The sequence below is a fragment of the Sphingobium lactosutens genome, assembly GCF_013393185.1.
GTDB classification, from domain to species: Bacteria; Pseudomonadota; Alphaproteobacteria; order Sphingomonadales; family Sphingomonadaceae; genus Sphingobium; species Sphingobium lactosutens_A.
Window position 1 is genome coordinate 46701 of the sequence record NZ_QJQX01000032.1, and the last position, 20954, is coordinate 67654.

The following is a 20954-nucleotide window of genomic DNA, read 5'->3' on the forward strand; positions in this document are numbered from 1 at the left end:
CGCGCAAAACTCGACATCGCGCCGTTTCGACCGTAGAGCGCTGCCTCATGAGCGACAACGAATCCTACAGCTACGCCAAGGCTGGCGTCGACATTGCCGCGGGCAACGCCCTTGTCCGTGCCATCGCCCCGCTGGCCAAGGCCACCCGCCGCCCCGGCGCAGACGCCGAACTGGGCGGCTTCGGCGGCTTTTTCGACCTGAAGGCCGCGGGCTATGACGATCCGCTGCTGGTCGCGGCCAATGACGGCGTCGGCACCAAGCTGAAACTCGCGATCGACCATGATCGCCATGACGGCGTGGGCATCGACCTGGTCGCCATGTGCGCCAACGACCTGATCGTGCAGGGCGCCGAGCCGCTCTTCTTCCTCGACTATTATGCCACCGGCAAGCTGGAGTCGGGCGTGGCCGAACGCGTCATCGCCGGCATCGCCGAAGGCTGCCGCATCGCCGGTTGCGCCCTGATCGGCGGCGAAACCGCCGAAATGCCGGGCATGTATGCCGAGGGCGACTATGACCTGGCTGGTTTCTGCGTCGGCGCGGTGGAGCGGTCCAAGGCGCTGACCGGCAACAAGGTGAAGGCCGGCGACGTGCTGATCGGCCTCGCCTCATCGGGCGTCCATTCGAACGGCTTCTCGCTGGTTCGCCGCCTCGCCGCCGACAAGGGCTGGAAGCTCGATCGCCCGGCGCTCTTCGACCAAGACGTGCTGCTGATCGACGCGCTCATGGCGCCGACCAAGATCTATGTGAAGAGCCTGCTGCCGCTCGTCCGCGCGGGCATGATCAATGCCCTCGCCCACATCACCGGCGGCGGCCTGCTGGAAAATATCCCGCGCGTCCTGCCCGATGGCGCCCATGCCACGGTCGACGCCGACGCCTGGGAGCAGCCACGCCTGATGGCCTTCCTCCAGGCGCAGGGCCATATTGAGCCGGAAGAAATGGCGCGCACCTTCAACTGCGGCATCGGCATGGTGCTGGCCGTGGACGAGGCGCATGTCGCCGCCGTCACCAAGGCGCTGGTGGATGCGGGCGAAACCGTCTTCCGCATCGGCGGGGTGAGCGAAGGCGAAAAGGGTTGCACCGTCAAGGGCAGCATCGAAACCTGGAGCGCGAAGGCCGACTGGTCGGCTACACATCTGGGATAATATGTACCTCCCGTTCGTTTCGAGCGAAGTCGAGAAACGGCTATGACAGGGTTCTCGACTTCAGCCTGTCCTGAGCGCCTGCCTTAGCAGGCAGTCGAAGGGCTCGAACCGAACGGAAGTGGTTATGCAAAAGGCAAAAGTCGGCGTCCTGATTTCCGGCCGCGGGTCGAACATGGCGGCTTTGCTCTATGCGGCGAAGGCCGACGACTGCCCCTATGAGATCGTGTTGGTCGCCGCCAACGATCCGCAAGCCCCCGGCCTCGCCCTCGCCGCCGCCGAGGGCATCGCGACCTTCGGCCAGAGCCACAAGGGGCTGAAGCGGGCCGAGTTCGACGCCATCATCGATGCGCAGTTGCGCGAGGTTGGCGCGCATTATGTCGCCCTCGCCGGCTATATGCGCCTGCTCTCGCCGGAGTTCGTGTCGGGCTGGGAAAACCGGATGCTCAACATCCATCCCAGCCTGCTGCCCAAATATAAAGGCCTCGACACCCACCAGCGCGCGATCGACGCAGGCGACAGCCATGCGGGCTGCTCGGTCCATATCGTCACGGCCGAGCTGGACGACGGGCCGGTGCTGGGCCAGACCCCGGTCGCCATCCTGCCCGGCGACACCGAAAACAGCCTCGCCGCGCGTATCCTGATTGCCGAGCATCAGCTTTATTCGCGCACCCTCGCCGACTTCGTCACGCGCGAGCGCCAGCCCGACTGGCTGCTCAACAAGGTGCGCGAGGCCGCGCTCGCCCTGCCCCAGGCGGACGAGATCCTGTCCCACGGCATGCCCTGCTTCGGCATCGTCAAGGGCAAGAAATTCGCCTATTTCACCCGCGACCATCATGGCGACGGCATCATTGCCGTGCTGGTGAAGACCACCGCGCCGGAGGAACAGGCAACGCTGATGGAGGCCGATCCGGAGCGCTATTACCGCCCCGCCTATTTCGGCAATGACTGGGTCGGCATTCGCCTCGACCTCGGTGACACCGACTGGGACCATGTCGCCGAGCGGCTGCACGCCAGTTGGCGCCAGATCGCACCGCGCAAGCTGCTGGGCCTGATGGATATCGCCGATCAGTTCTGATCGACGAGGACGAACGAGCAAAAGGCCGCCATCCCCGCCTTGCGTCAGAAGTCCAGTTCTGCGCGCCATCCGATCACATCCACGCCATAGTCCCGCCGACCGCCAGCCGGGATCGCGGCGTCGCTATAGTCCAGATGCGCATAGTTGATGTTGAAGCGCAGATATTCGATCGGGGTCCAGACCAGCGCCGCGATGATCCCGTTCTGCGTGCCGCCGACGATGTCCTTGTCGTTGAGGCTGAGATAATCGTAGCGCAGCGTCGCCTGCAACGCGCCCCAGCCGCCGCTGCCGACCGGGCTGTCGGGCTTCACGATGCCGAAAATACCATTCTTGTACCCGCGGCTCTCGCCGGTCAGGACATAGCCGACCTCGCCATAGCCGCCGAAGAAGGTCGGATCGGCCAGCCCCGGTCGCGACACGCGCAGCCAGTGCGCCTCGCCCGCCCACCAGAGCGACCCGCGCTCACCGGCGAACTCCAGCCCGTGATGGCTCTCGCCATCGGCAGCGATATTGGGCGTCGCCAGGAAGCGGCTGTTGGCGCTGTGGAGATAGGCGCGCTGCCGGTAACGCTGCGGATTTTCACTCAACCGCTGGAAATCGCGCCAATGGCCCGATGCGGCGAAATGCAACTGGGTCTTGCCGAACTTGGGCGCCAGCACGACCCGGCCATCCACGCCATAGCTGTTATTCTCGTCGCCGCCGTCGGCGCCATCCGAATCATTGGTCAGCGAATCGGCGCTGTCGGAAAAGATGCCCGCCTGCGCCAGCACGATGCCGGCGCGATATTGGGCGGACAGGCCCAGCCGCCGCTCGAAACCAAAAGCATCCGTAAAGGCCGCGCGCTCCATCACCGCGCCGCCGGTATCGCTGATCAGTTCGTCCAGCGACTGGAAGGCATTGTGATTGCCCAGCGTGATCAGCCATGGCCCCTTCTCATAGGTGATGAAGGTGTCGACCAGATCGACGCTGTTGTCCGATAGTTCCAGTTCCAGTTTGTAGCCGAAGCCACCGCCCAACTGGCCTTCCCCGCCCAGACGCAGGCGGCGCAACTCGTTGGAATAGCCCTTGGCACGATCGCTGACGCTGTCGGGCGTCATCAGCAGCCCGGCATCATATTGGATGCGCCCCTTGACGTGGAAGCTGGCCGCGCCCTTGCTGAACACAGGGCCACCCTTCCAGCTGACGGCGGTATCGCCTGCGGGTTTGGCCTGCGCAACCTGAACCGGTGCGCCGGTAGCCGTCGGCGGCGTCGACGCGGGTACGGACGGCGAGGGCGTCACATTGTTCAGACGCGCCTCCAGCCGGTCGACCTGCGCCTTGAGCGCCGCGACCTGCGCGCGCAGGGCATCCGCCTCCGCCCCGCTGATCGACTGGGCTGCAACAGGCATGGTCGTCATCAGCAGTGCCAGTGCGGTACCGGCAGCGAGTCGAATGCGGGGCGTGATCTGTTTTTCTTTCATCTCGGCGACGCCCGTATGAATTTTCTGTTACAAACAGACGTATTATAGATGTCAATTATGTGACATTGCAGGTTGCCACGATCCTTGTTGGCGGCAACGCGATGAGCGGCTAGTCGTTGAGAAGACATGGGCGCTTTCCCTTTCCTTCTTCGCCATTGCCGGCACGGCCTGTCGATCGGCCTTCTGTTCGGTGCCATGCTGGGCGGCTGCTCGGGCGAGGGCAGCGGGCCGGTAGTCGTCAGTGTAGTCGGCGATCGCGACGATTTCGCGAAACCGCTCCAGAACCTGCCCGACCCTGCCGCCAAGCTGATGCTGGAAAGCACGGCGCAGGGCCTCGTCGCCTTCGACGCCAGCGGCGATATCGTCCCGGCGCTGGCGCAGCGCTGGATCATGGAGGATGACGGGCGCAGCTATATCTTCCGCCTCCGCCGCGCCTTCTGGTCCGATGGAAGCCGGGTCACTGCCCCCGATGTCGCGCGCATCCTGATGTCGCGGATCGTCTCGCTCCGACGGTTTGATCCCGACGGACCTCTCGACGTGGTGCAGACGGTCGTGCCGATGACCGGCGAGGTAATCGAGATCAAGCTGGCGGCAGCGCGCCCCTTCGTCCTCCAGATGCTGGCCCAGCCGCAGATGGGCGTCCTTTCGCGCGAGGGCGGAACCGGTCCCTATCGCCGCGCGCAACGCGACAAGGCGCTGTTGCTGACGCCCATCGACCGGTCGAGCGGCGATGACGAATCGGCGGAAGGACCGGTGCCGGAATCCCAGCTTCGCATCGTGCGCAGCGAACGCGCGGCGCTCGCCATCATCCGCTTTCGGGAGGGCCAGGCGGCGTTGATGCTCGGTGGGCGCTTCACCGACCTGCCTTTGCTGGTGCGCGCGGGGATCGACCGCGATGCCGTGCGGGTCGATCCGGTGCAGGGGCTGCTGGGCCTGACGGTAGTGGGTGAGGGCAAGCTGCTGGACGACGACAATGTCCGCGCCGCGATCAACATGGCGATCGACCGCAGCCAGTTGCCGGGCCTCTTCCCGCTGGGCGGATGGGCCACGACCGAGCAAATCGTGCCATCGCAGCTCGACCTTAGCCGCAATCCGACGCCACCTTCGTGGGCCGGTCAGTCGATGGACGACCGGCGCGCCCAGGCCAGCGCTACCATCACCCGTTGGCGCACCGACCATGGCGCTACACCTGCGTTGCGTATCGCGCTGCCTGCCGGGCCGGGCGCTACGCTGCTGTTCAACATGCTGCGGCACGACCTGGCCGCCATCGGCCTCGACACCCGGCGCGTCGATATGCGCGCGGAGGCGGACCTGCGGCTGGTCGATGAGGTTGCGCCCTATGACAGCGCGCTCTGGTATCTGGGCCGGGTCGGCTGCGCCCGCAAGGTCCGGTGCAGCGATGCCGCCGATGCCCAGTTGCAGGCCGCCAGCCTGGCCAGCACCGGTGAGGAACGCGCCGCCCGCATTGCCGAAGCCGAAGCGCTGATGCAGGCCGAGAATGGCTATATCGCGCTGGGATCGCCGGTGCGCTGGTCGCTGGCCTCGAAGCGCCTGACCGGCTTCATGGCGTCCCCGCGCGCGCGCCACCCATTGAACCATCTCTTCCGCCGCCCCAACTAAGGGGCAAGGAGACTAGAGAATGGCGCTTTCGCAGGAACAGTTCGATCGCGTGGTGCGGGACATGCCCGGCTTCGGCCGCGACCCCGCCTCGATCCGGCGCCGGGTGGAGGCGATGGAGGCGGTGCTGGAGGGGCTGTTCGTCATTCCCGGCACCAACCGCCGCGTCGGCCTCGACAGTCTGGTCGGCCTGATCCCGGTGGTCGGCGATATCGCCACTGCCGCCATGGGCGCCTGGATCGTCTGGGAAGCGCGGAACCTGGGCATGTCGAAATGGCAGCTGACCCGCATGGCCGCGAATGTCGGCGTCGACACGCTGGTCGGCGCCATCCCCTTCGCGGGCGACATCTTCGACTTTCTCTACAAGTCGAATACGAAGAATCTGCGCATCATCCGCAAGCATCTCGATCGTCACCATCCCTCGACGGTGACGATCGACGGATAAGGCTTAATGCGTGCCGTCGGCTGGCGGCTGGGCGTTGGGATCGAGGTTCAGGAACAGTCCCGGCTCGCGCTGGGGCGTCGGCATCCGGGCGGGACGGCGCGGATTAGGGATGATCGGACCCGGCTCGATCCGCAGATAGGCGCTATCGGGCGCACCGCCCTGATGCGCGGGGCAGCGGGCAAACTCCAGTGCCCGGTCCATGCAGAGCCACACTTCGCTCAGCCAGTTGCCGCGCGTGGTGGTGACGCGCATCATGTCGGCCTTCAGCCCCTTGTTGGCGCGGGCGAAGGCTTCGGCGAACTGCCCCACCGTCAGCGACTTGCGCCGCACCAGCGCGCCCATGTCGGGATAGCGCAGCGACTGGTAGAAGGCGCGCGACAGGTTGAAATACAATTCCGGCTTGGTGGTCATGCAGGTGCCATGTTTCGACCATTCATGCTGGATCAGCTGCGGCGAGGGCGTGTTGCAGAGATTCTGGCGGATCACCTCGCGCGGCACCAGGTCGGCCGGGCGGCAATATTGCGGCCATTCCTTGCCATAGCCATCGGGCCACAGGCCATGCAGGGTGAAGCCGAACTTGCCCGTCTTGCCCCCGCACTGGAGGCTGCTCCGGTCGCGCGCGGTCGAGCAATATTGCGGCGACCAGCTGATCGCCAGCGTATAGCTGCCGATCGGCAGGACGCGCCTGGGTTCCTTGTCGGTCGGGCCTTCGAGCTTCGGCCGGGCGACCTGGGCGGGCATGCGGCACTGCGCCGACTGGGCCAGCGCAGCGCCGGGCGCGACGGTCAGGGCCAGAACGAAGGCTGGAGCGACAAGAGCCTTAAGCATAAGCGAAATCCAGTCCGATGTCGGCGGCAGGGGCCGATTGGGTGAGGCGACCGACGCTGATATAGGTGACGCCGGTTTCGGCCTTGGCGCGGATCGTGTCCAGCGTGACGCCGCCCGACGATTCGGTCGGCACGCGCCCGCCGATTAGCGTCACCGCGCCGCGCAAAGTCGGCGCGTCCATATTGTCGAGCAGCAAATGGGTCGCGCCCGCAGCCAGCGCGGGTTCGATCTGGTCGACTCGGTCGACCTCGACGATGATCCGCTCCACGCCCGCAGCCACGGCGCGGCGCACCGCCTCCTCGACCGTTCCGGCGACGGCGACATGATTGTCCTTGATCATCGCCGCATCCCACAGGCCCATGCGATGATTGGTCGCGCCGCCCATGCGGATCGCATATTTCTCAAGGCAACGCAGGCCCGGAATCGTCTTGCGCGTATCGAGCAGTGTCGCGCCTGTGCCCAGGATCGCATCGACATAGGCGCGGGTCATGGTGGCGATGCCGGTCAGATGCTGGACGGTGTTGAGCGCCGATCGCTCCGCCGTCAGCATCGCCCGCGCCTTGCCCCTTATGCGCATCAGGTCGGTGCCCGCCGCGACCCGATCGCCATCTTGGTGCAGCAGCTCGATCTCCACATCCGGGTCGAGCGCGCGAAAGAAGGCGACAGCGATCGGCAGCCCCGCCAGCGTCACCGCGTCGCGGCTGTCCATCACGCCGTCGAACATGGCGTCGGCAGGGATCACCGCTTCACTGGTGACGTCACAGCCATTGGGGCCAAGATCTTCGGCGAGAGTCGCGGCCACAAAGGCATCGAGATCGAAGCCGGGGAGCGAGAATATCTGAGAATCACGGGTCATCGCACGGGGATGTGGCACAGTCGCGGGATGGTTGACACCCCCTCGGTCATTATATAGTCATTTATCTATATAGATGGAGAGCTATATTGTGACTGCCGCGCAGCTGGACCTGATTTTCGGCGCCCTGTCCGACCCCACCCGCCGCGCCATGCTGGCGCAACTGGCACGAGGGGAATCGACCGTAAATGCGCTGGTCGAACCATCGGGCCTCAGCCAGCCGACCGTATCCAAGCACCTCAAAATATTGGAGCAGGCGGGCCTCGTCTCGCGTGGGCGCGCGGCGCAGACGCGCCCCGTCCGGCTGGAGGCTGCGCCGCTCGCCGCCGCCGCGCAGTGGATTGATCATTACAAGACATTCTGGACCGCCAGCTACGACCGGCTCGATGAGTATCTGCAGGATCTGAAAGGAGAGGAATCATGAGCGACGAACCCGAAAATGTCCGCGCCATCACCATCACCCGCCTGATCGATGCGCCCGCGCATCTGGTCTTCGCGGCCCATGCCGACCCGGTGCACGTGAAACGCTGGTTCGGCCCGGTCGGCTGGCCGCTCAGCACATGCGAGATGGATTTTCGCGTCGGCGGCCGCTTCCATTTCCAGATGACCAGCGATGCGGGCGAACTCGGCCCGCCCTTTGGCGGCACCTATCTGGAAATCGTGCCGAACCTGCGCATCCGCTACGACAACAGCTTCGAAGCGCCCGGATCGCCGGTCATGGTGACGACGCTCAGCTTCGACGAGGATGCGGAAGGTCGCACCCTGCTGACCCACCATACCGTCTTCGAAAGCCAGGCCGTGCACGACGAATATCGCGGCCTCGGGTTCGAGGAAGGCACCGGCTCCAGCCTCGATCTGCTGGCCGACGAGGTGCGCGAGATGGTGGCGGAAATGGGCGGCGGGTGACGGCCGCCGAAGCATCTTGAACCAAAGCATTCAACAAAAAGCCGTTCGGGCTGAGCCTGTCGAAGCCCTTCTCTTTTCTTCAAGAAAGAGCAGCCCTTCGACAAGCTCAGGGCGAACGGGTTGAGAGCAAGGCTCGTCAGCTTAACGGTAACGCCTTGACGCAAAAGTGGCCGGAACCTGCTTCAAAATCGACTATCTGCCAGCGCAAGCCTTGCCGCTCTTCGGGATTCCAAGGTGTAGCCTTCTCGACACCACCCTTCGACGTGCCATCGACAATGATAGCGTCAATCCATCCTGCATGATGTTCAAGTGCATGGACGATGTGCGCGCGCCGTTTTGTGTTGCCCGGCTTCAGTTCCCATTCCTCAAGCCGGCCGCCACGCAACCTAGTATCCATAGCCAGTGGTTTGACCGTCCAGTCAATTTCGGAACGCCAAAGTGTCAGACACACGCCCTGCGCACTTTTCGCACTCCAGTCGGTGCGAGGCACTTCCAGCTTATATCCCAGCTTTGAAAAAGCCTCGCCATATTTCATCAGCGCGCGCCGACATCCCCCTGCCCCACGGTACCGCTCGCCATTTCGAGCATCCGGTCGAGGCTCTTCTTCGCGGCGATGCGCAGCGTCTCGTCCATCTCGATGCGCGGCGTCAGGTCGCGCAGCGACAGGTACAGCTTCTCCATCGTGTTGAGCGCCATATAGGGGCAGATGTTGCAGTTGCAGTTGCCGTCCGCGCCCGGCGCGCCGATGAAATTCTTGTCCGGCACCGCCTTCTGCATCTGGTGGATGATATGCGGCTCGGTCGCAACGATCAGCGTATCGCCCGGCATGGTCTTGGCGAAGTCGAGGATGCCGCTGGTCGACCCGACATAGTCGGCATGGTCGACGATATAGGGCGGGCATTCGGGATGCGCGGCGACCGGGGCGGCGGGATGCTGGGCCTTGAGCTTCAGCAACTCGGTCTCGCTGAACGCCTCATGCACGATGCAGACGCCCGGCCACAGCAGCATGTCGCGGCCCAGCTTGCGCTTGAGGTATCCGCCCAGATGCTTGTCGGGACCGAAGATGATCTTCTGATCCCTGGGGATCTGCGCAAGGATCTTTTCGGCGGAAGAGGACGTCACGATGATGTCGCTGAGCGCCTTCACCTCGGCCGAACAGTTGATGTAGCTGAGCGCGATATGATCGGGATGCGCCTCGCGGAACGCCTTGAACTGGGCGGGCGGGCAGCTATCTTCCAGCGAACAGCCGGCATCCATGTCCGGCAATATGACGATCTTCTGGGGCGACAGGATCTTGGCCGTCTCCGCCATGAAGCGCACGCCGCAAAAGGCGATGACGTCAGCATCCGTCTCCGCCGCCTTGCGCGACAATTCGAGGCTGTCGCCGACGAAATCGGACAGATCCTGAATCTCGGGCGACTGGTAATAATGGCCGAGGATGACGGCGTTGCGCTCCTTGCGGAGACGATCGATTTCCGCGCGCAGGTCCGCGCCCTGCGGAATGGCGGTGATGGCGGTCATACCCTGTAACTCCTCGGTCCCATGTCTGGCCCTTTAAGCGCAATAACTATTTGTTTTATCGTGATTTCTTAATCTTCGATCGATTCCGATCGCTTGGAAATCGCTCTAGCGCTGCTGCCGCCTGTTGGCCAGTACCTCATTGATCGGCGTGGTGACGTCCCAGCGCTCTCGCCTGTCATCCTTGCGTTCCGGTGGGAAGGTGACGAGCACCCGAACGTCGCCATAGCCCATGGCGCCGAGCGGCGCGGCCATGATCTTGCCTATCGCCGCGCGGCCATATTCGCGCGCCTGCGCCATGCGTTCGGGGGAACGCGCGGAGGCTTCGGCCCGGACCTGCGCATGGGCCGATGTGCGGCGGCTCAGTTCCTCCCCCGCCTCGCGCGTCACGAACAGGCCGCTGGTGCGCACCAGCGTCCGCCGCGCCTCGTCCAGATTGGGCTTGTCGGGCTTCACGTCCGGCGCATTGACGATCAGCGTGCGGCTCTTCTCGTCCCACTCCAGATCGCGCGCGGTCAGCCCCGAAAGATCGACAAAATAGTCGACCGAATAGGGCATCTTCACCACCTGATCGGACTTCAGCCAGCCGAAGCCGCGCACGTCCTGCGCCGTGCTCTGGATCGTGCCGTTCAGCCGCGACACGCGCAGGCTGGCCGACCCGGCGATCCGTTCCGCGATGATCTTCGTCACCGCCGATCCGTCATCCTCGACCGCGACCACATAGTCGCGATTATAGCGTTGCCAGCCAACCAGCATCGCCGCGCCCGCCATCAGGATCAGCAGGGCCAGCGCGACCGGCCCGGCATAGCGTTTCAGCGTATCTGCCATCGTCCGTCCCCGGTGGGCGCGGCCAGGCCACGCCCATCCAGATCGATCAGATGCGCCAGCACCGAGCGCCCCGCCGCGCCATAAAGACGCGGATCGACGCCCTTGTACATGTCGGCCACCATGTCCGGGATGGCGCTTTCGCCATTGCGCTCCAGAAAGCGGAGTATCTGTCCCTCGCGCTGCTTGCGATGGCCCATCATGCCGCGCACCAGCCGTTGCGGCGTCTCGATCGGATCGCCGTGCGCCGGATAATAGATGGCGTCGTCGCGATCGAGCAGGCGCTGCATCGACCGCATATAGGCGGACATGTCCCCGTCGGGCGGGGAAATGACGCTGGTCGACCAGCCCATCACATGATCGCCGGTGAAGAGGACATTCTCCTCCAGCAGCGCGAAGCAGAGATGATTGGACGTATGGCCCGGCGTCGCCACCGCCTCCAGCGTCCAGCCCGGCCCCGTCACCTGCTCGCCGTCGGCCAGAACGCGATCAGGGCGATAGTCGGCATCGAAGGCCGCATCGGCGCGCGGCCCATCATCGTCCAGCGTCAACGGCGCGCAGCCGATCACCGGCGCGCCGGTCAACTCACTCAACGGCCGCGCGGCCGGGCTGTGGTCGCGATGGGTATGGGTGCACAATATCGCCACTACCGGCCGCCCGGCGATCGCGGCGGCCAGCGCCGCCAGATGTTCCGCATCATCCGGGCCGGGATCGATGATCGCGACCGCCTCCGTTCCCACCACATAGGTCTGCGTCCCCGTGTAGGTGAAAGGCGACGGATTGGGCGCCAGCACGCGAGCCACCAGAGGGCTGAGCGGCATCAGGAGTCCGGTCGGCAGATCGGCCGGATCGAAAGGGGTAGCCATGCGTCCCATGTGCCCATTTCCGCGCGGATTTCAAGGGCGCCCGCCACCGGCCTGTCCTATCTTCCGCGGCTCTGATAGGCTGGGGTCATGGCCGCTGCATCATCCCGCCAAACGACACATGCTTCGCAACATGATTTCCAACATTTGAACATAAATGTCGAAATCAGCGGGAAATGTGCGAAGTTAAGCCGATCCGTTCCAACATGACCCCATCCCTCCCCGAACGCTGGCGCCAGCATCTTGCCCTCGACCGGCGACGATCGGTGCATACGGTGCGGGCCTATGTAGCGACGGCGGAACGTCTGCTCGCTTTCCTGGAAGAGCATCATGGCCGGCCTGCGGACGCAGCCATGCTGGCCGCGATCCAGCAGGCGGACCTGCGCGCCTTTCTCACCAGCCGACGGATGGACGGGATCGGCAATTTGTCGGCGGCGCGTGAATTGTCGGCGGTGCGCGGCTTCCTGAAGTTCGTCGGCGGCGACGAGGCGCGGGTACCGCTGCTCAAGGGGCCACGGGTCAAGCGCGGCCTGCCCCGCCCCATCTCCCCCGACGAAGCGGTGGCGCTGGCCGAAGACATAGCCGAAACCGCGCGCGAAGGCTGGATCGGCGCGCGCGACTGGGCGGTTCTGCTGTTGCTCTACGGCGCAGGACTGCGCATCGGCGAGGCTATGGGCCTGAAAGGCGATATCCTGCCGCTGGGCGAAACGCTGCGCGTCACCGGCAAGCGCAACAAGACGCGGATCGTGCCGCTGCTGCCGCAGGTCCGGCAGGCGATCGAGGCCTATGTCGACCAATGCCCCTACCCGGTATCGCGCGACGAACCGCTGTTTCGCGGCACGCGGGGCGGTCCGCTCTCCCCCGCCCTCATCCGCCGTGCGGTGCAGGGCGCGCGCGGCCGGCTGGGCCTGTCGGACCGGACCACGCCGCACGCGCTGCGCCACAGTTTCGCGACCCATTTGCTGGGGCGCGGCGCGGACCTGCGATCGCTCCAGGAACTGCTGGGCCATGCCAGCCTGTCCTCGACCCAAATCTATACCCAGGTCGACGCCGCCCACCTGCTCGACATTTATCGCAACGCCCATCCAAGGGCGTGACTCAGCCCTTGGGCCGCCAGGTCGCCAGCCGCCAGCCGCCAGAGATAGAGGATCACCGCGCCGACGATGCAGGCGGTCGCCGCCGGCCCGACATATTTGTCGATGTCGCGGAAATTCTGCCCCAGCACATAGCCGGCATAGGCCAGGATGATATTCCAGATCAGCGCCCCGCCCGCCGTCCAGAGCAGGAAGAGGTCATGGTCGCAGATAGGGTTAACAAGAACGCGCGCCACACTCGATTTCAAGTTAGCACATCATATTTCTCGACCCGCTGATTGAATTCCGCCTCCAACTCCGGATGGGCATCAAATGCGCGTTGCCGCACTTGTAATCCGATCTCACCCATTGCCATAGCGATGGCCATAAGCAGTTCCTTATCTTCCGGCAGGTGGCGGGAGAATATGTCGTAAAGACGGTTCAATTCTCTTGAAGCATTTGTTGCCCCGGTAGCCAAAATACGCGCTAAATCTGCGTCCATCTTTGATCGCCCCATCGAACTCTGGAGATACTTTAACCTTTCGGCTTCCAGGTCAGCAACCGATAGACATAGAAAATCACCATCAGCACGACGCACCCTGTCGTGATCGGCCCCATATATTTGTCGATCTCGGAAAACCGCTGGCCAAGGAAATAGCCCGCATAGGCAAGGATGATGTTCCAGATCAGCGCGCCCGCCGCCGTAAAAACCAAAAACCGCCCGTGGGTATTGAGGAAATGGAGCGCCCTTCCCTTTACATCCGTGCGGGCTTGGAAGCGGACATGCCCCATGCGGAACAGCCCCGCAGGCAACGAGATCATCGTGCGGAAGGCCGGCATGAAGCGGAAGACGAAGACGACGATCTGGCCATATTTGCCGAACAGATGATCGAGCGCCTCGACATCGCGCCATTCCAGCGTCGCCCAGCGGCCATAACGGTCGATCAGCGGTTTCAGCCGGTGGAAGCCCAGCACATGGCCGACCAGATACCAGAAATAATTGCCGATGGTGGTGCCGATGGTGCCCGCCAGCAGCAGCCACTCCATCGCCATCCGGCCCTGCCCGACGCGAATGCCGCCAATGCCCATGATGAGTTCAGACGGGATCGGCGGAAAGACATTTTCGAGGATCATCAGGAAGAAGATGCCCCAATATCCGCCTGCGTCGATCAGGCGGAGCACCCAGTCGGTCATGAAACTACCACCGTTCGTGCTGAGTAGAGGCTAAGCTTGTCGAAGCCTCGTATCGAAGCATGTTGTGTTACCTTGATCCTTCGATTTACCATTTCGACAGACTCAATGGCTACTCAGGACGAACGTGGGGTGCGTTCCGTAAATCACGCCACCGCCCGCTGCGCCAGACGCGCGTCGATCGCGTCCCAAATCATGCCGCCGGTGTCGGTGCCGTCAAAGACGTCGATCGACACGATGCCCGTCGGCGAGGTCACGTTGATCTCCGTCAGCCATTCGCCGCCGATCACGTCGATGCCGACGAACAACAGACCGCGCGCCTTCAGTTCCGGGCCGAGCGCGGCGCAGATTTCGCGCTCCTTCTGCGTCAGTTCGGTCTTGGCCGCCGATCCGCCGACAGCCAGGTTGGAGCGGATCTCGCCCTTGCCGGGGATGCGGTTGACCGCGCCTGCAACCTCGCCGTCGACCAACACGATGCGCTTGTCGCCTTCCGCGACGCCGGGAATGAAGGCCTGGACCATGAAGGGTTCGACCCACGACGCCTTGAACAGTTCCACCAGCGACGACAGGTTCGCGCCGTTGCTGCCGACATGGAACACCGCCACGCCGCCATTGCCATAGAGCGGCTTCACCACGATCTCGCCATGCTGGGCGAGGAAGCTCTTCACCTCGGCCAGATCGCGGGTGATCATCGTCGGCGGCATGAAGCGCGCATAATCGAGCACGAACAGCTTTTCGGGCGCGTTGCGGACGCTGGCGGGGTCGTTGACCACCAGCGTCTCTTCCTGCACCCGCTCCAGCAAATGGGTGGCGGTGATGTAGCTCAGGTCAAAGGGCGGGTCCTGCCGCATCAGCACGACATCGACGTCGCGACCAAGGTCCAGCATTTCCGGCTCGCCGAAGGCGAAATGGTCGCCCTGCACCTTCTGCACCTTCACCGGCCGCGCCTTGGCGAGCACGCGGCCATCGCGAAACGTCAGGTCGGGCGCCAGATAATGATAGAGCTTATGCCCCCGCGCCTGCGCCGCCAGCATGATGTGGAAGGTCGAATCGCCCCCGATCTTGATGCCCTCCATCGGGTCCATCTGAACGGCGACGGTAAGGGGGTTGAGTTCGGTCATCCAGAAAACCTTCCACTAGCGGAATATGGAGCGCTGGGCGGCAGTTACCCCCCATGCCAGACATTGGCCAGATGGCGTGGCGGGCGGCCGGGCGCAAGGAGGATGACGTCGATTCGCATGTCGTCGCCCGCTTTTGCCAGATCGTGCCAGAGCAGTTCTGCGGCCGCCGCGACCCGCGCCAGCCGCCGCTCGTCGATGGCAAGGTCCAGTTCCGCCGCGCTCGCCCGCGCCTTCACCTCGACAAAGGCGAGCATCGCGCCGCGCCGGGCGACCAGATCGACCTCCCCCGCAGCAGTGCGCATACGGCGGCCGACAATCTGCCAGCCCTTGAGGCGCAGCCACCAGGCGGCGATGCGTTCGGCCTGCCGCCCGCGCTTTTCCGCCGCCAGCTTTGCGCCAACGGGCTTCTTCACCCCTTCAATTCCATCGCCCGGTCATAAAGAGCGCGGCGGTCGAGGCCGAATTTCTTCGCCACCTCGCCCGCTGCCTTGGACACGGGCAGGCGCATCATCGCCTCCAGCAGGGCGGCGTCGGCATCCTCGGCGCTGGGCGGCGGCGCTTCGCCAGGCGGGCCGACGATGACGACGATCTCGCCCTTGGGCGGCGCGTCGGCATAGCGGGCAGACAGTTCGGTGAGGGTGCCGGTGGCCGTTTCCTCGAACGCCTTGCTGATCTCGCGGCTGACGGCGGCCTCCCGGTCGCCCAGATGCGCGGCCATGGCGGACAGGCTTTCCGATAGGCGCGGGCCGCTTTCGTAGAAGACCAAGGTCGCGCGTAGCGCCGCCACTTCGTCCAGCGTGTCGCCGCGCGCCTTCGCCTTGTTGGGCAGGAAACCCATGAAGAGGAAGCGATCGGTCGGCAGGCCCGACAGCGTCAACGCCGCGATCGCCGCGCTGGGACCGGGCAGGGTCGTGACCTTACGACCCGCCGCGCGCGCGTCGCGCACCAGCTTGTAGCCCGGATCGGAGACGAGCGGCGTCCCCGCGTCGGACAATAGCGCCACCGATTCGCCCGCCATCCGATCGACGAGCCGCTGCCGGACATTTTCGGCGCTATGGTCGTGATAGGGAATCATCGGCCGGTCCGATCCGGCGTGGCGCAGCAACCGTGCGCTCACCCGTGTATCTTCCACGGCGACCACATCGGCCAGCCGCAGGACTTCCGCCCCGCGCGGCGTAAGGTCTCCGAGGTTGCCGATCGGCCCCGCCACGATATAAAGCCCGGGTTCAAGCCCTGAATTTCGAGTTTCCATAAGGACGCCAGATGACAGAGACGGATGCCCCCCGGCAAGCAGATGTGTTCGCCGCAATGAAAAGGGGCGCGCGGATCGCCTTCATGGGGGCGGCCCTGTTCCTCGCCGCCTGTCAATCGATCGTGCCCAAGGGACCGGCCCCGACCACGCCGACCGGCCCGGCCCAGCCGACCGGCCCCGACGTGACGCAGGGCCTGCCGACCGACACGACACGCCATCGCGTCGCGCTGCTGGTGCCGATGAGCGGCCCCAATGGCGGGGTCGGCCAGTCGATCGCTAACGCCACCACGCTGGCGCTGCTCGACACCAAAACCGACAAAGTGCGCATCACTACCTATGACACGGCGCTGGGTGCAGCGGCGGCGGTCAACAAGGCGCTGGCCGAAGGCAATCGCCTGATTCTCGGTCCCTTGCTGGCCGAAGATGCCCGCGTGATCGGCCCGATCGCGGCGCGCGCGAACGTGCCCGTCATCAGCTTTTCCAACGACGCCAGCATCGCAGGCAACGGCGTCTACATCATGGGCTACAACCCCAACCAGTCGATCGAACGCGTCGTCGGCTTCGCCCGCGAAAAAGGGCTGAGCAGTTTCGGCGCGCTGGTGCCGCGCGGCACCTATGGCGAGCGCGCGGGCAACGCGATGCTGCGCGCGGTCGAGCAGGCCGGCGGCACGGTCGTGTCGATGCAGAGCTTCGATCGCTCGCCCGCCTCGATCACCGCCGCCGTCAAGAAGTTGCAGGCCTCGTCCAGCTATGACGCGCTGCTGATAGCCGACAGCGGCCGGGTGGCGTTGCAGGTCGCGCCGATCGTGCGCAAGAATGGCGGCGCGACCGCGCGGCTGCTCGGCACCGAATTGTGGAACACCGACACGGCGCTGGCGGCGACGCCGGTGCTGCGCGGCGCCTGGTTCGCCAGCGTGTCCGACACGCTCTATCGCCAGCTCGCGACCAAATATCGCGCCCGCTACGGCAATGCGCCCTTCCGCCTCTCCTCGCTCGGCTATGACGCTGTGTTGCTGACGGTGCGGATCGCGCAGGACTGGAAGCCGGGCACGGCCTTCCCCAATGCGCGCCTGCGCGATGCGGGGGGCTTTTCCGGCATCGATGGCGCGTTCCGCTTCAACCGCGTCGGCGTGGCCGAACGCGCGCTGGAGGTCAGCGAAGTGGGTGCCGGCGCGATCAACGTGATCGACGCAGCCCCGCGCGGGTTCGGCGAATAATTTCCTGTTCTTCAAAGGACATGGCGGCAATACACTGAACGGGTCCGTTTCCTCGGAGGAAGCGGACCAAGAAAGGGGAACGCCATCCATGTCCTTGACCGTCCGCATTCTGATCGCCCTCGTCGCGGGGCTGGCCAGCGGCATCGCGCTCGCCGAATGGGGCGGAAGCTGGACCGGTGACTGGGTCGCGGTCGCCCAACCGATCGGCAAGGCCTGGCTCAACGGGCTGCAAATGCCGCTCATCCCCCTGATCTTCGCCCTGCTCGTCACCGGCATCGCCCAGGCCGCGACCACGGCGCGCAGCAGCGGCATGGCCGGACGCGCCATCGGCCTGTTCGCGATCCTGCTGCTGGCGTCGTCCTGCGTCGCGGCGCTGATCGGCCCGCTGATGCTGCACTTCTGGCCCGTGCCCGCAGGTGCCGTCGGCGCGCTTGCCGGGGCCGGCCCGGTCAGCGAGGTGCCCGACGTGCGCCCATCGGCCGAATGGCTGCTCGGCTTCATCCCGGTCAATCCGCTGAAATCCGCCGCCGACGGACAGGTGGTCGCGGTCGTGCTGTTCGCGCTGATTTTCGGCTTTGCCGTGACGCGGATCGCGGAGGAGCGCCGCGCGCAACTGACCAGCCTGTTCCAGTCGCTCGCCGATGCGCTGCTGCTGGTGGTGAACTGGGTGCTGTGGCTGGCGCCGATCGGCGTCTTCGCCCTGGCGCTGGTCGCGGGCGCGCGGTCGGGCCTCGCCACCGCCGGGGCGCTACTCCATTATATCGGCTTCATCGTGCTGATCTGTTTGACGGTGACGCTGCTGGTCTATCCGCTGGTCATCATCCTCGGCAAGATTTCGCCCGGCCGATTCGCCCGCGCCGCCTTCCCGGCGCAGGCCATCGCCTTCTCGACGCAAAGCTCGATCGCCTCGCTTCCCGCGATGATCCAGGCGTGCGACGGACCGTTGCAGGTGCGCGAAACCAGCCGCAGCGTCGTACTGCCCCTCGCCATCTCGCTGTTCCGCATAACCAGCCCGCCCGCCAATCTGGGCGTCGCCCTCTATGTCGCAGCGATGAACGGCGTGGCGCTGGGACCGACGCAGATCGTCATGGGCGTTCTCGTCGCCGCGATCGTCAGCCTGGCGGCGGTCGGCCTGCCCGGCCAGATCACCTATTTCACCACCACCGGTCCCATCTGCCTCGCCATGGGCGTGCCGGTCGAGGCGTTGCCGCTGCTGCTCGCGGTGGAGACGGTGCCCGACATCTTCCGCACCGTGGGCAACGTCACCGCCGATATGGCGACGACGCGAATCATCGATCGGGGCTATAGCGAAGACAGCTGAATTTCCCGCCTGATCGCCACGTTCAGGGGATCCGGCGCGCCGTCACTATCCTGACCGGCGCTTCCAGCATCTGGCCCTTCATCACCCCCTCGCCCTTGGTCGGCGACTTGGGCGCGATCAGGATCGCCTTCACCACGTCCAGCCCCTCGACCACATGGGCGAAGACGGCAAAGCCGACATTGTCGCCAGCGGCTTCGGGATGGGCGTCCATCGCGGGCATCTTGCCCAGCACGATGAAGAAATCGCCGGTCGCGCTGCCCGGCGCATAGCGCGCCATCGACAGCGCGCCGTCATCATGAGTGAGGCCGGTCTGGGTCGTCGGCTCATGCTTGATCGGGGGAAGTATCCGCTTCGGATCATTCTGCGCCCCGCCCTGCACGAAACCATAGTCGACCGCGCCCACGCCGCGATAGAATGCCGTGCCGTCGAGCCGCTTCTGATCGACATATTTGAGGAAGTTGCCTGCCGTGATCGGCGCCTTGTCCATATGGGCGGCGATGACGATCCGGCCCTTGTCCGTCTCGATCGCGACACGAACGTCTGCGGGATTGGGCGCGGCCGGCTCCGTCTGCGCGAGCGCGGGGGACAGGGTCAGGGCGGCGAGGAGAAAAAGGAAAAGCTGGCGAATCATATCGCCAGCCTAACCGATCTTCTCCATTCTGCCAGTGCGGCGTCAGCCTTCCAACTGGCGCAGCAAGGCGCGCACGTCGGCGTCCATGTCGGGATTGCTTTCGCGCAGGGCCTCGATCGTCTTCACGGCGTGAATCACGGTGCTGTGATCGCGACCGCCGAAGATGCGGCCGATTTCCGGCAGCGAACGCGGCGTCATCTTCTTGGCGAGATACATGGCCACCTGGCGCGGACGAGCGACGGCGCGCGCACGGCGCTTGGAGCGCATCTCGGACGGGTCGATCTTGAAATGCGCGGCGCAGGCCTTCTGGATCTCATCCACGGTGATGCGGCGGGCATTGGCGCGCACCGCGTCGGCCAGCATCTGCTGCGCGAAGTCGAGGTCGATCGAGCGGCCGGTAAGCTGGCCATAGGCGACCAGCTTGTTGAAGGCGCCTTCCAGCTCGCGCACGTTCGAGCGAATCGAGCGGGCGAGGAAGTCGATCACGGCATCGGGCACCGGCGGATCGCCCGCGACCGCGCGCTTCGATTCGAGGATGGCGAGGCGCAGGTCGAGATCGGCGGGGCGAATGTCCGCGACCAGACCACCGGCAAGTCGCGACAGGATGCGCGCATCGATCGATTCGAGCAGTTGCGGCGCCCGGTCGGCGGTCACGACGATTCGCGCGCCGGTGTCGATCAGGTCGTTGATCGTGTGGAGAAACTCCTCCTGCGTCGATCCCTTGCCGGCGATGAACTGGATATCGTCGATCAGCAGAAGGCGCGCGGCGCGCAGGCGTGCCTTGAACGCCATCGTCTCGTTGGCGCGCATCGCGTTGACGAACTCGACCATGAAGCGCTCGGCCGACATGTAGAGCACTGGCTCCGACGGCGAATGGGCGGAGAAGGCCGCCGCGATCGCGTGGAGCAGGTGTGTCTTGCCCTGGCCGGTGGCGCCATGGATGAAGAGCGGGGTGAAGCGCGGCTGCGCCTCGCCTGCCATCGCCTGGGCGACGGAAAAGGCGAGCCGGTTGGTTTCGCCGACAACGAAGTCGACAAAGCCATGGCGTGGCAGGAAATTGGAAGCAATCCGGGTTTCAACCGTTACCGCAGCGACCTGCTCTGCCTGCACGACTTCCAGCAGGCGTGGGCCGGTGGCGTCAGGGGCGCGACGGACGCGCACTTCCCGTACACCGGCACCGGCGCTGCGCCATGCCATGCGCAGGCGGTCGCCAAACTGGCCGGACACGAAATTGGCGCTGAAATCGGTCGCAACGAACAGGTCGAGCGTCTGCGATTCGGGGCAATAGTCGCCCAGGCGGGCCGGCTTCAGCCACTGGTCGAACAGGCGCGCGCCTAGATCGCGGCGCAGACCGGTGCGGATGGCAGTCCAGGCAGACTCCAGGCCGGAAGCATCCTGCATATCCATTGCCTGCCGTCCAACCACTGCTGCCTTATCCTTCATTGCTTAGTCGACCCCCCGATCTCACAGGTGCACACGGCGCAAGCATGGCCATACGGGAAAGCGCGTGCTTCCCCGGTCTTCTTGCATCGTCTGACCTAATGACGGCCGCCGGAAATCGATTCGATTGGCTGCCGGAGGATCAAAATAGACAGGCCCGCTTCACCGGATCAAGG

General features: G+C 65.1%; 23 protein-coding genes and 1 pseudogene. 9 read left to right on the forward strand and 15 right to left on the reverse strand.

The window, feature by feature from the left end; translation table 11 throughout:
* Positions 1 to 47: 47 nt before the first annotated feature.
* Together purM and purN are read left to right on the forward strand one after the other, a co-directional pair.
* Positions 48 to 1142 carry a phosphoribosylformylglycinamidine cyclo-ligase gene (purM, locus tag DM806_RS05200; protein WP_179042173.1) on the forward strand — a complete coding sequence of 365 codons (1095 nt, stop codon included), beginning with the start codon at positions 48 to 50 and terminating at the stop codon, positions 1140 to 1142.
* A gap of 124 nt (positions 1143 to 1266) precedes the next feature.
* Positions 1267 to 2217 carry a phosphoribosylglycinamide formyltransferase gene (gene purN / locus DM806_RS05205; RefSeq protein ID WP_179042174.1) on the forward strand — a complete coding sequence of 317 codons (951 nt, stop codon included), beginning with the start codon at positions 1267 to 1269 and terminating at the stop codon, positions 2215 to 2217.
* Between the two features lie 44 nt (positions 2218 to 2261).
* On the opposite strand, the gene DM806_RS05210 is transcribed toward purN, so the two are convergent.
* A complete protein-coding gene (locus tag DM806_RS05210) occupies positions 2262 to 3677 on the reverse strand; it encodes a porin (RefSeq protein ID WP_179042175.1) in 1416 nt (471 codons plus the stop codon).
* A gap of 126 nt (positions 3678 to 3803) precedes the next feature.
* On the opposite strand from DM806_RS05210, the gene DM806_RS05215 reads away from it, so the two are divergent.
* Both DM806_RS05215 and DM806_RS05220 read left to right on the forward strand, forming a co-directional pair.
* Positions 3804 to 5297 (forward strand): ABC transporter substrate-binding protein, encoded by a 1494-nt coding sequence (locus DM806_RS05215; protein ID WP_179042176.1) that lies wholly within the window; start codon positions 3804 to 3806, stop codon positions 5295 to 5297.
* Between the two features lie 19 nt (positions 5298 to 5316).
* Entirely contained in the window at positions 5317 to 5739 is a 423-nt protein-coding gene (locus tag DM806_RS05220; protein ID WP_179042177.1) for a DUF4112 domain-containing protein, read from the forward strand.
* 3 nt (positions 5740 to 5742) lie between these two features.
* On the opposite strand, the gene DM806_RS05225 is transcribed toward DM806_RS05220, so the two are convergent.
* Positions 5743 to 6567: a ribonuclease T2 family protein gene (locus DM806_RS05225; RefSeq protein ID WP_179042178.1), complete on the reverse strand. Its 825-nt coding sequence runs from the start codon at positions 6565 to 6567 to the stop codon at positions 5743 to 5745.
* Positions 6560 to 7423, reverse strand: a complete 864-nt coding sequence (gene nadC / locus DM806_RS05230; protein ID WP_179042179.1) for a carboxylating nicotinate-nucleotide diphosphorylase — start codon at positions 7421 to 7423, stop codon at positions 6560 to 6562. Before nadC ends, DM806_RS05225 begins: the two co-directional genes overlap by 8 nt.
* Positions 7424 to 7511: 88 nt before the next feature.
* Between nadC and DM806_RS05235 the strand changes: the two genes are divergently transcribed.
* Both DM806_RS05235 and DM806_RS05240 read left to right on the forward strand, forming a co-directional pair.
* Positions 7512 to 7844 carry an ArsR/SmtB family transcription factor gene (locus tag DM806_RS05235; RefSeq protein ID WP_372859279.1) on the forward strand — a complete coding sequence of 111 codons (333 nt, stop codon included), beginning with the start codon at positions 7512 to 7514 and terminating at the stop codon, positions 7842 to 7844.
* Entirely contained in the window at positions 7841 to 8326 is a 486-nt protein-coding gene (locus DM806_RS05240; RefSeq protein ID WP_179042181.1) for an SRPBCC domain-containing protein, read from the forward strand. The genes DM806_RS05235 and DM806_RS05240 overlap by 4 nt, the downstream gene beginning before the upstream one ends.
* A gap of 136 nt (positions 8327 to 8462) precedes the next feature.
* Here DM806_RS05240 and DM806_RS05245 read toward each other — a convergent pair whose 3' ends face one another.
* The 4 genes from DM806_RS05245 to DM806_RS05260 form a co-directional block, all read right to left on the reverse strand.
* Entirely contained in the window at positions 8463 to 8861 is a 399-nt protein-coding gene (locus DM806_RS05245; RefSeq protein WP_179042182.1) for a hypothetical protein, read from the reverse strand.
* Positions 8861 to 9847: a quinolinate synthase NadA gene (gene nadA / locus DM806_RS05250; RefSeq protein WP_179042183.1), complete on the reverse strand. Its 987-nt coding sequence runs from the start codon at positions 9845 to 9847 to the stop codon at positions 8861 to 8863. The genes DM806_RS05245 and nadA overlap by 1 nt, the downstream gene beginning before the upstream one ends.
* Positions 9848 to 9952: 105 nt before the next feature.
* Positions 9953 to 10672: a DUF4230 domain-containing protein gene (locus DM806_RS05255; RefSeq protein WP_179042184.1), complete on the reverse strand. Its 720-nt coding sequence runs from the start codon at positions 10670 to 10672 to the stop codon at positions 9953 to 9955.
* Positions 10657 to 11535 (reverse strand): MBL fold metallo-hydrolase, encoded by an 879-nt coding sequence (locus tag DM806_RS05260; protein ID WP_179042185.1) that lies wholly within the window; start codon positions 11533 to 11535, stop codon positions 10657 to 10659. Before DM806_RS05260 ends, DM806_RS05255 begins: the two co-directional genes overlap by 16 nt.
* Positions 11536 to 11738: 203 nt before the next feature.
* Here DM806_RS05260 and DM806_RS05265 point away from each other — a divergent pair, with 203 nt between their 5' ends.
* Complete coding sequence (locus DM806_RS05265; protein WP_179042186.1) at positions 11739 to 12629, forward strand: tyrosine recombinase XerC; 891 nt, start codon at positions 11739 to 11741, stop codon at positions 12627 to 12629.
* A 12-nt stretch (positions 12630 to 12641) separates the two neighbouring features.
* Here the strand turns inward: DM806_RS05265 and DM806_RS05270 are convergent.
* The 6 genes and pseudogenes from DM806_RS05270 to rsmI form a co-directional block, all read right to left on the reverse strand.
* Positions 12642 to 12829: pseudogene (locus tag DM806_RS05270) on the reverse strand (DedA family protein); the annotation flags it as partial.
* 41 nt (positions 12830 to 12870) lie between these two features.
* Positions 12871 to 13107, reverse strand: coding sequence for a hypothetical protein (locus tag DM806_RS05275; protein WP_179042187.1), 237 nt, complete (start codon positions 13105 to 13107; stop codon positions 12871 to 12873).
* 32 nt (positions 13108 to 13139) lie between these two features.
* Positions 13140 to 13799, reverse strand: a complete 660-nt coding sequence (locus DM806_RS05280; protein ID WP_179042188.1) for a DedA family protein — start codon at positions 13797 to 13799, stop codon at positions 13140 to 13142.
* 143 nt (positions 13800 to 13942) lie between these two features.
* Positions 13943 to 14917 carry a glutathione synthase gene (gene gshB, locus DM806_RS05285; RefSeq protein ID WP_179042189.1) on the reverse strand — a complete coding sequence of 325 codons (975 nt, stop codon included), beginning with the start codon at positions 14915 to 14917 and terminating at the stop codon, positions 13943 to 13945.
* A gap of 44 nt (positions 14918 to 14961) precedes the next feature.
* Positions 14962 to 15330 carry a YraN family protein gene (locus DM806_RS05290; RefSeq protein WP_372859283.1) on the reverse strand — a complete coding sequence of 123 codons (369 nt, stop codon included), beginning with the start codon at positions 15328 to 15330 and terminating at the stop codon, positions 14962 to 14964.
* Positions 15327 to 16169, reverse strand: a complete 843-nt coding sequence (gene rsmI, locus DM806_RS05295) for a 16S rRNA (cytidine(1402)-2'-O)-methyltransferase (RefSeq protein ID WP_179042190.1) — start codon at positions 16167 to 16169, stop codon at positions 15327 to 15329. The genes DM806_RS05290 and rsmI overlap by 4 nt, the downstream gene beginning before the upstream one ends.
* An 11-nt stretch (positions 16170 to 16180) precedes the next feature.
* Between rsmI and DM806_RS05300 the strand changes: the two genes are divergently transcribed.
* Both DM806_RS05300 and DM806_RS05305 read left to right on the forward strand, forming a co-directional pair.
* Positions 16181 to 17386 carry a penicillin-binding protein activator gene (locus DM806_RS05300; RefSeq protein WP_372859284.1) on the forward strand — a complete coding sequence of 402 codons (1206 nt, stop codon included), beginning with the start codon at positions 16181 to 16183 and terminating at the stop codon, positions 17384 to 17386.
* A gap of 88 nt (positions 17387 to 17474) precedes the next feature.
* On the forward strand, positions 17475 to 18707 hold the full coding sequence (locus tag DM806_RS05305; RefSeq protein WP_179042191.1) for a dicarboxylate/amino acid:cation symporter: 1233 nt from the start codon (positions 17475 to 17477) through the stop codon (positions 18705 to 18707).
* A 22-nt stretch (positions 18708 to 18729) separates the two neighbouring features.
* Here DM806_RS05305 and DM806_RS05310 read toward each other — a convergent pair whose 3' ends face one another.
* Positions 18730 to 19338 (reverse strand): peptidylprolyl isomerase, encoded by a 609-nt coding sequence (locus DM806_RS05310; RefSeq protein ID WP_179042192.1) that lies wholly within the window; start codon positions 19336 to 19338, stop codon positions 18730 to 18732.
* A 42-nt stretch (positions 19339 to 19380) separates the two neighbouring features.
* Positions 19381 to 20781 (reverse strand): chromosomal replication initiator protein DnaA, encoded by a 1401-nt coding sequence (gene dnaA / locus DM806_RS05315; RefSeq protein WP_179042193.1) that lies wholly within the window; start codon positions 20779 to 20781, stop codon positions 19381 to 19383.
* Between the last annotated feature and the right edge of the window lie 173 nt (positions 20782 to 20954).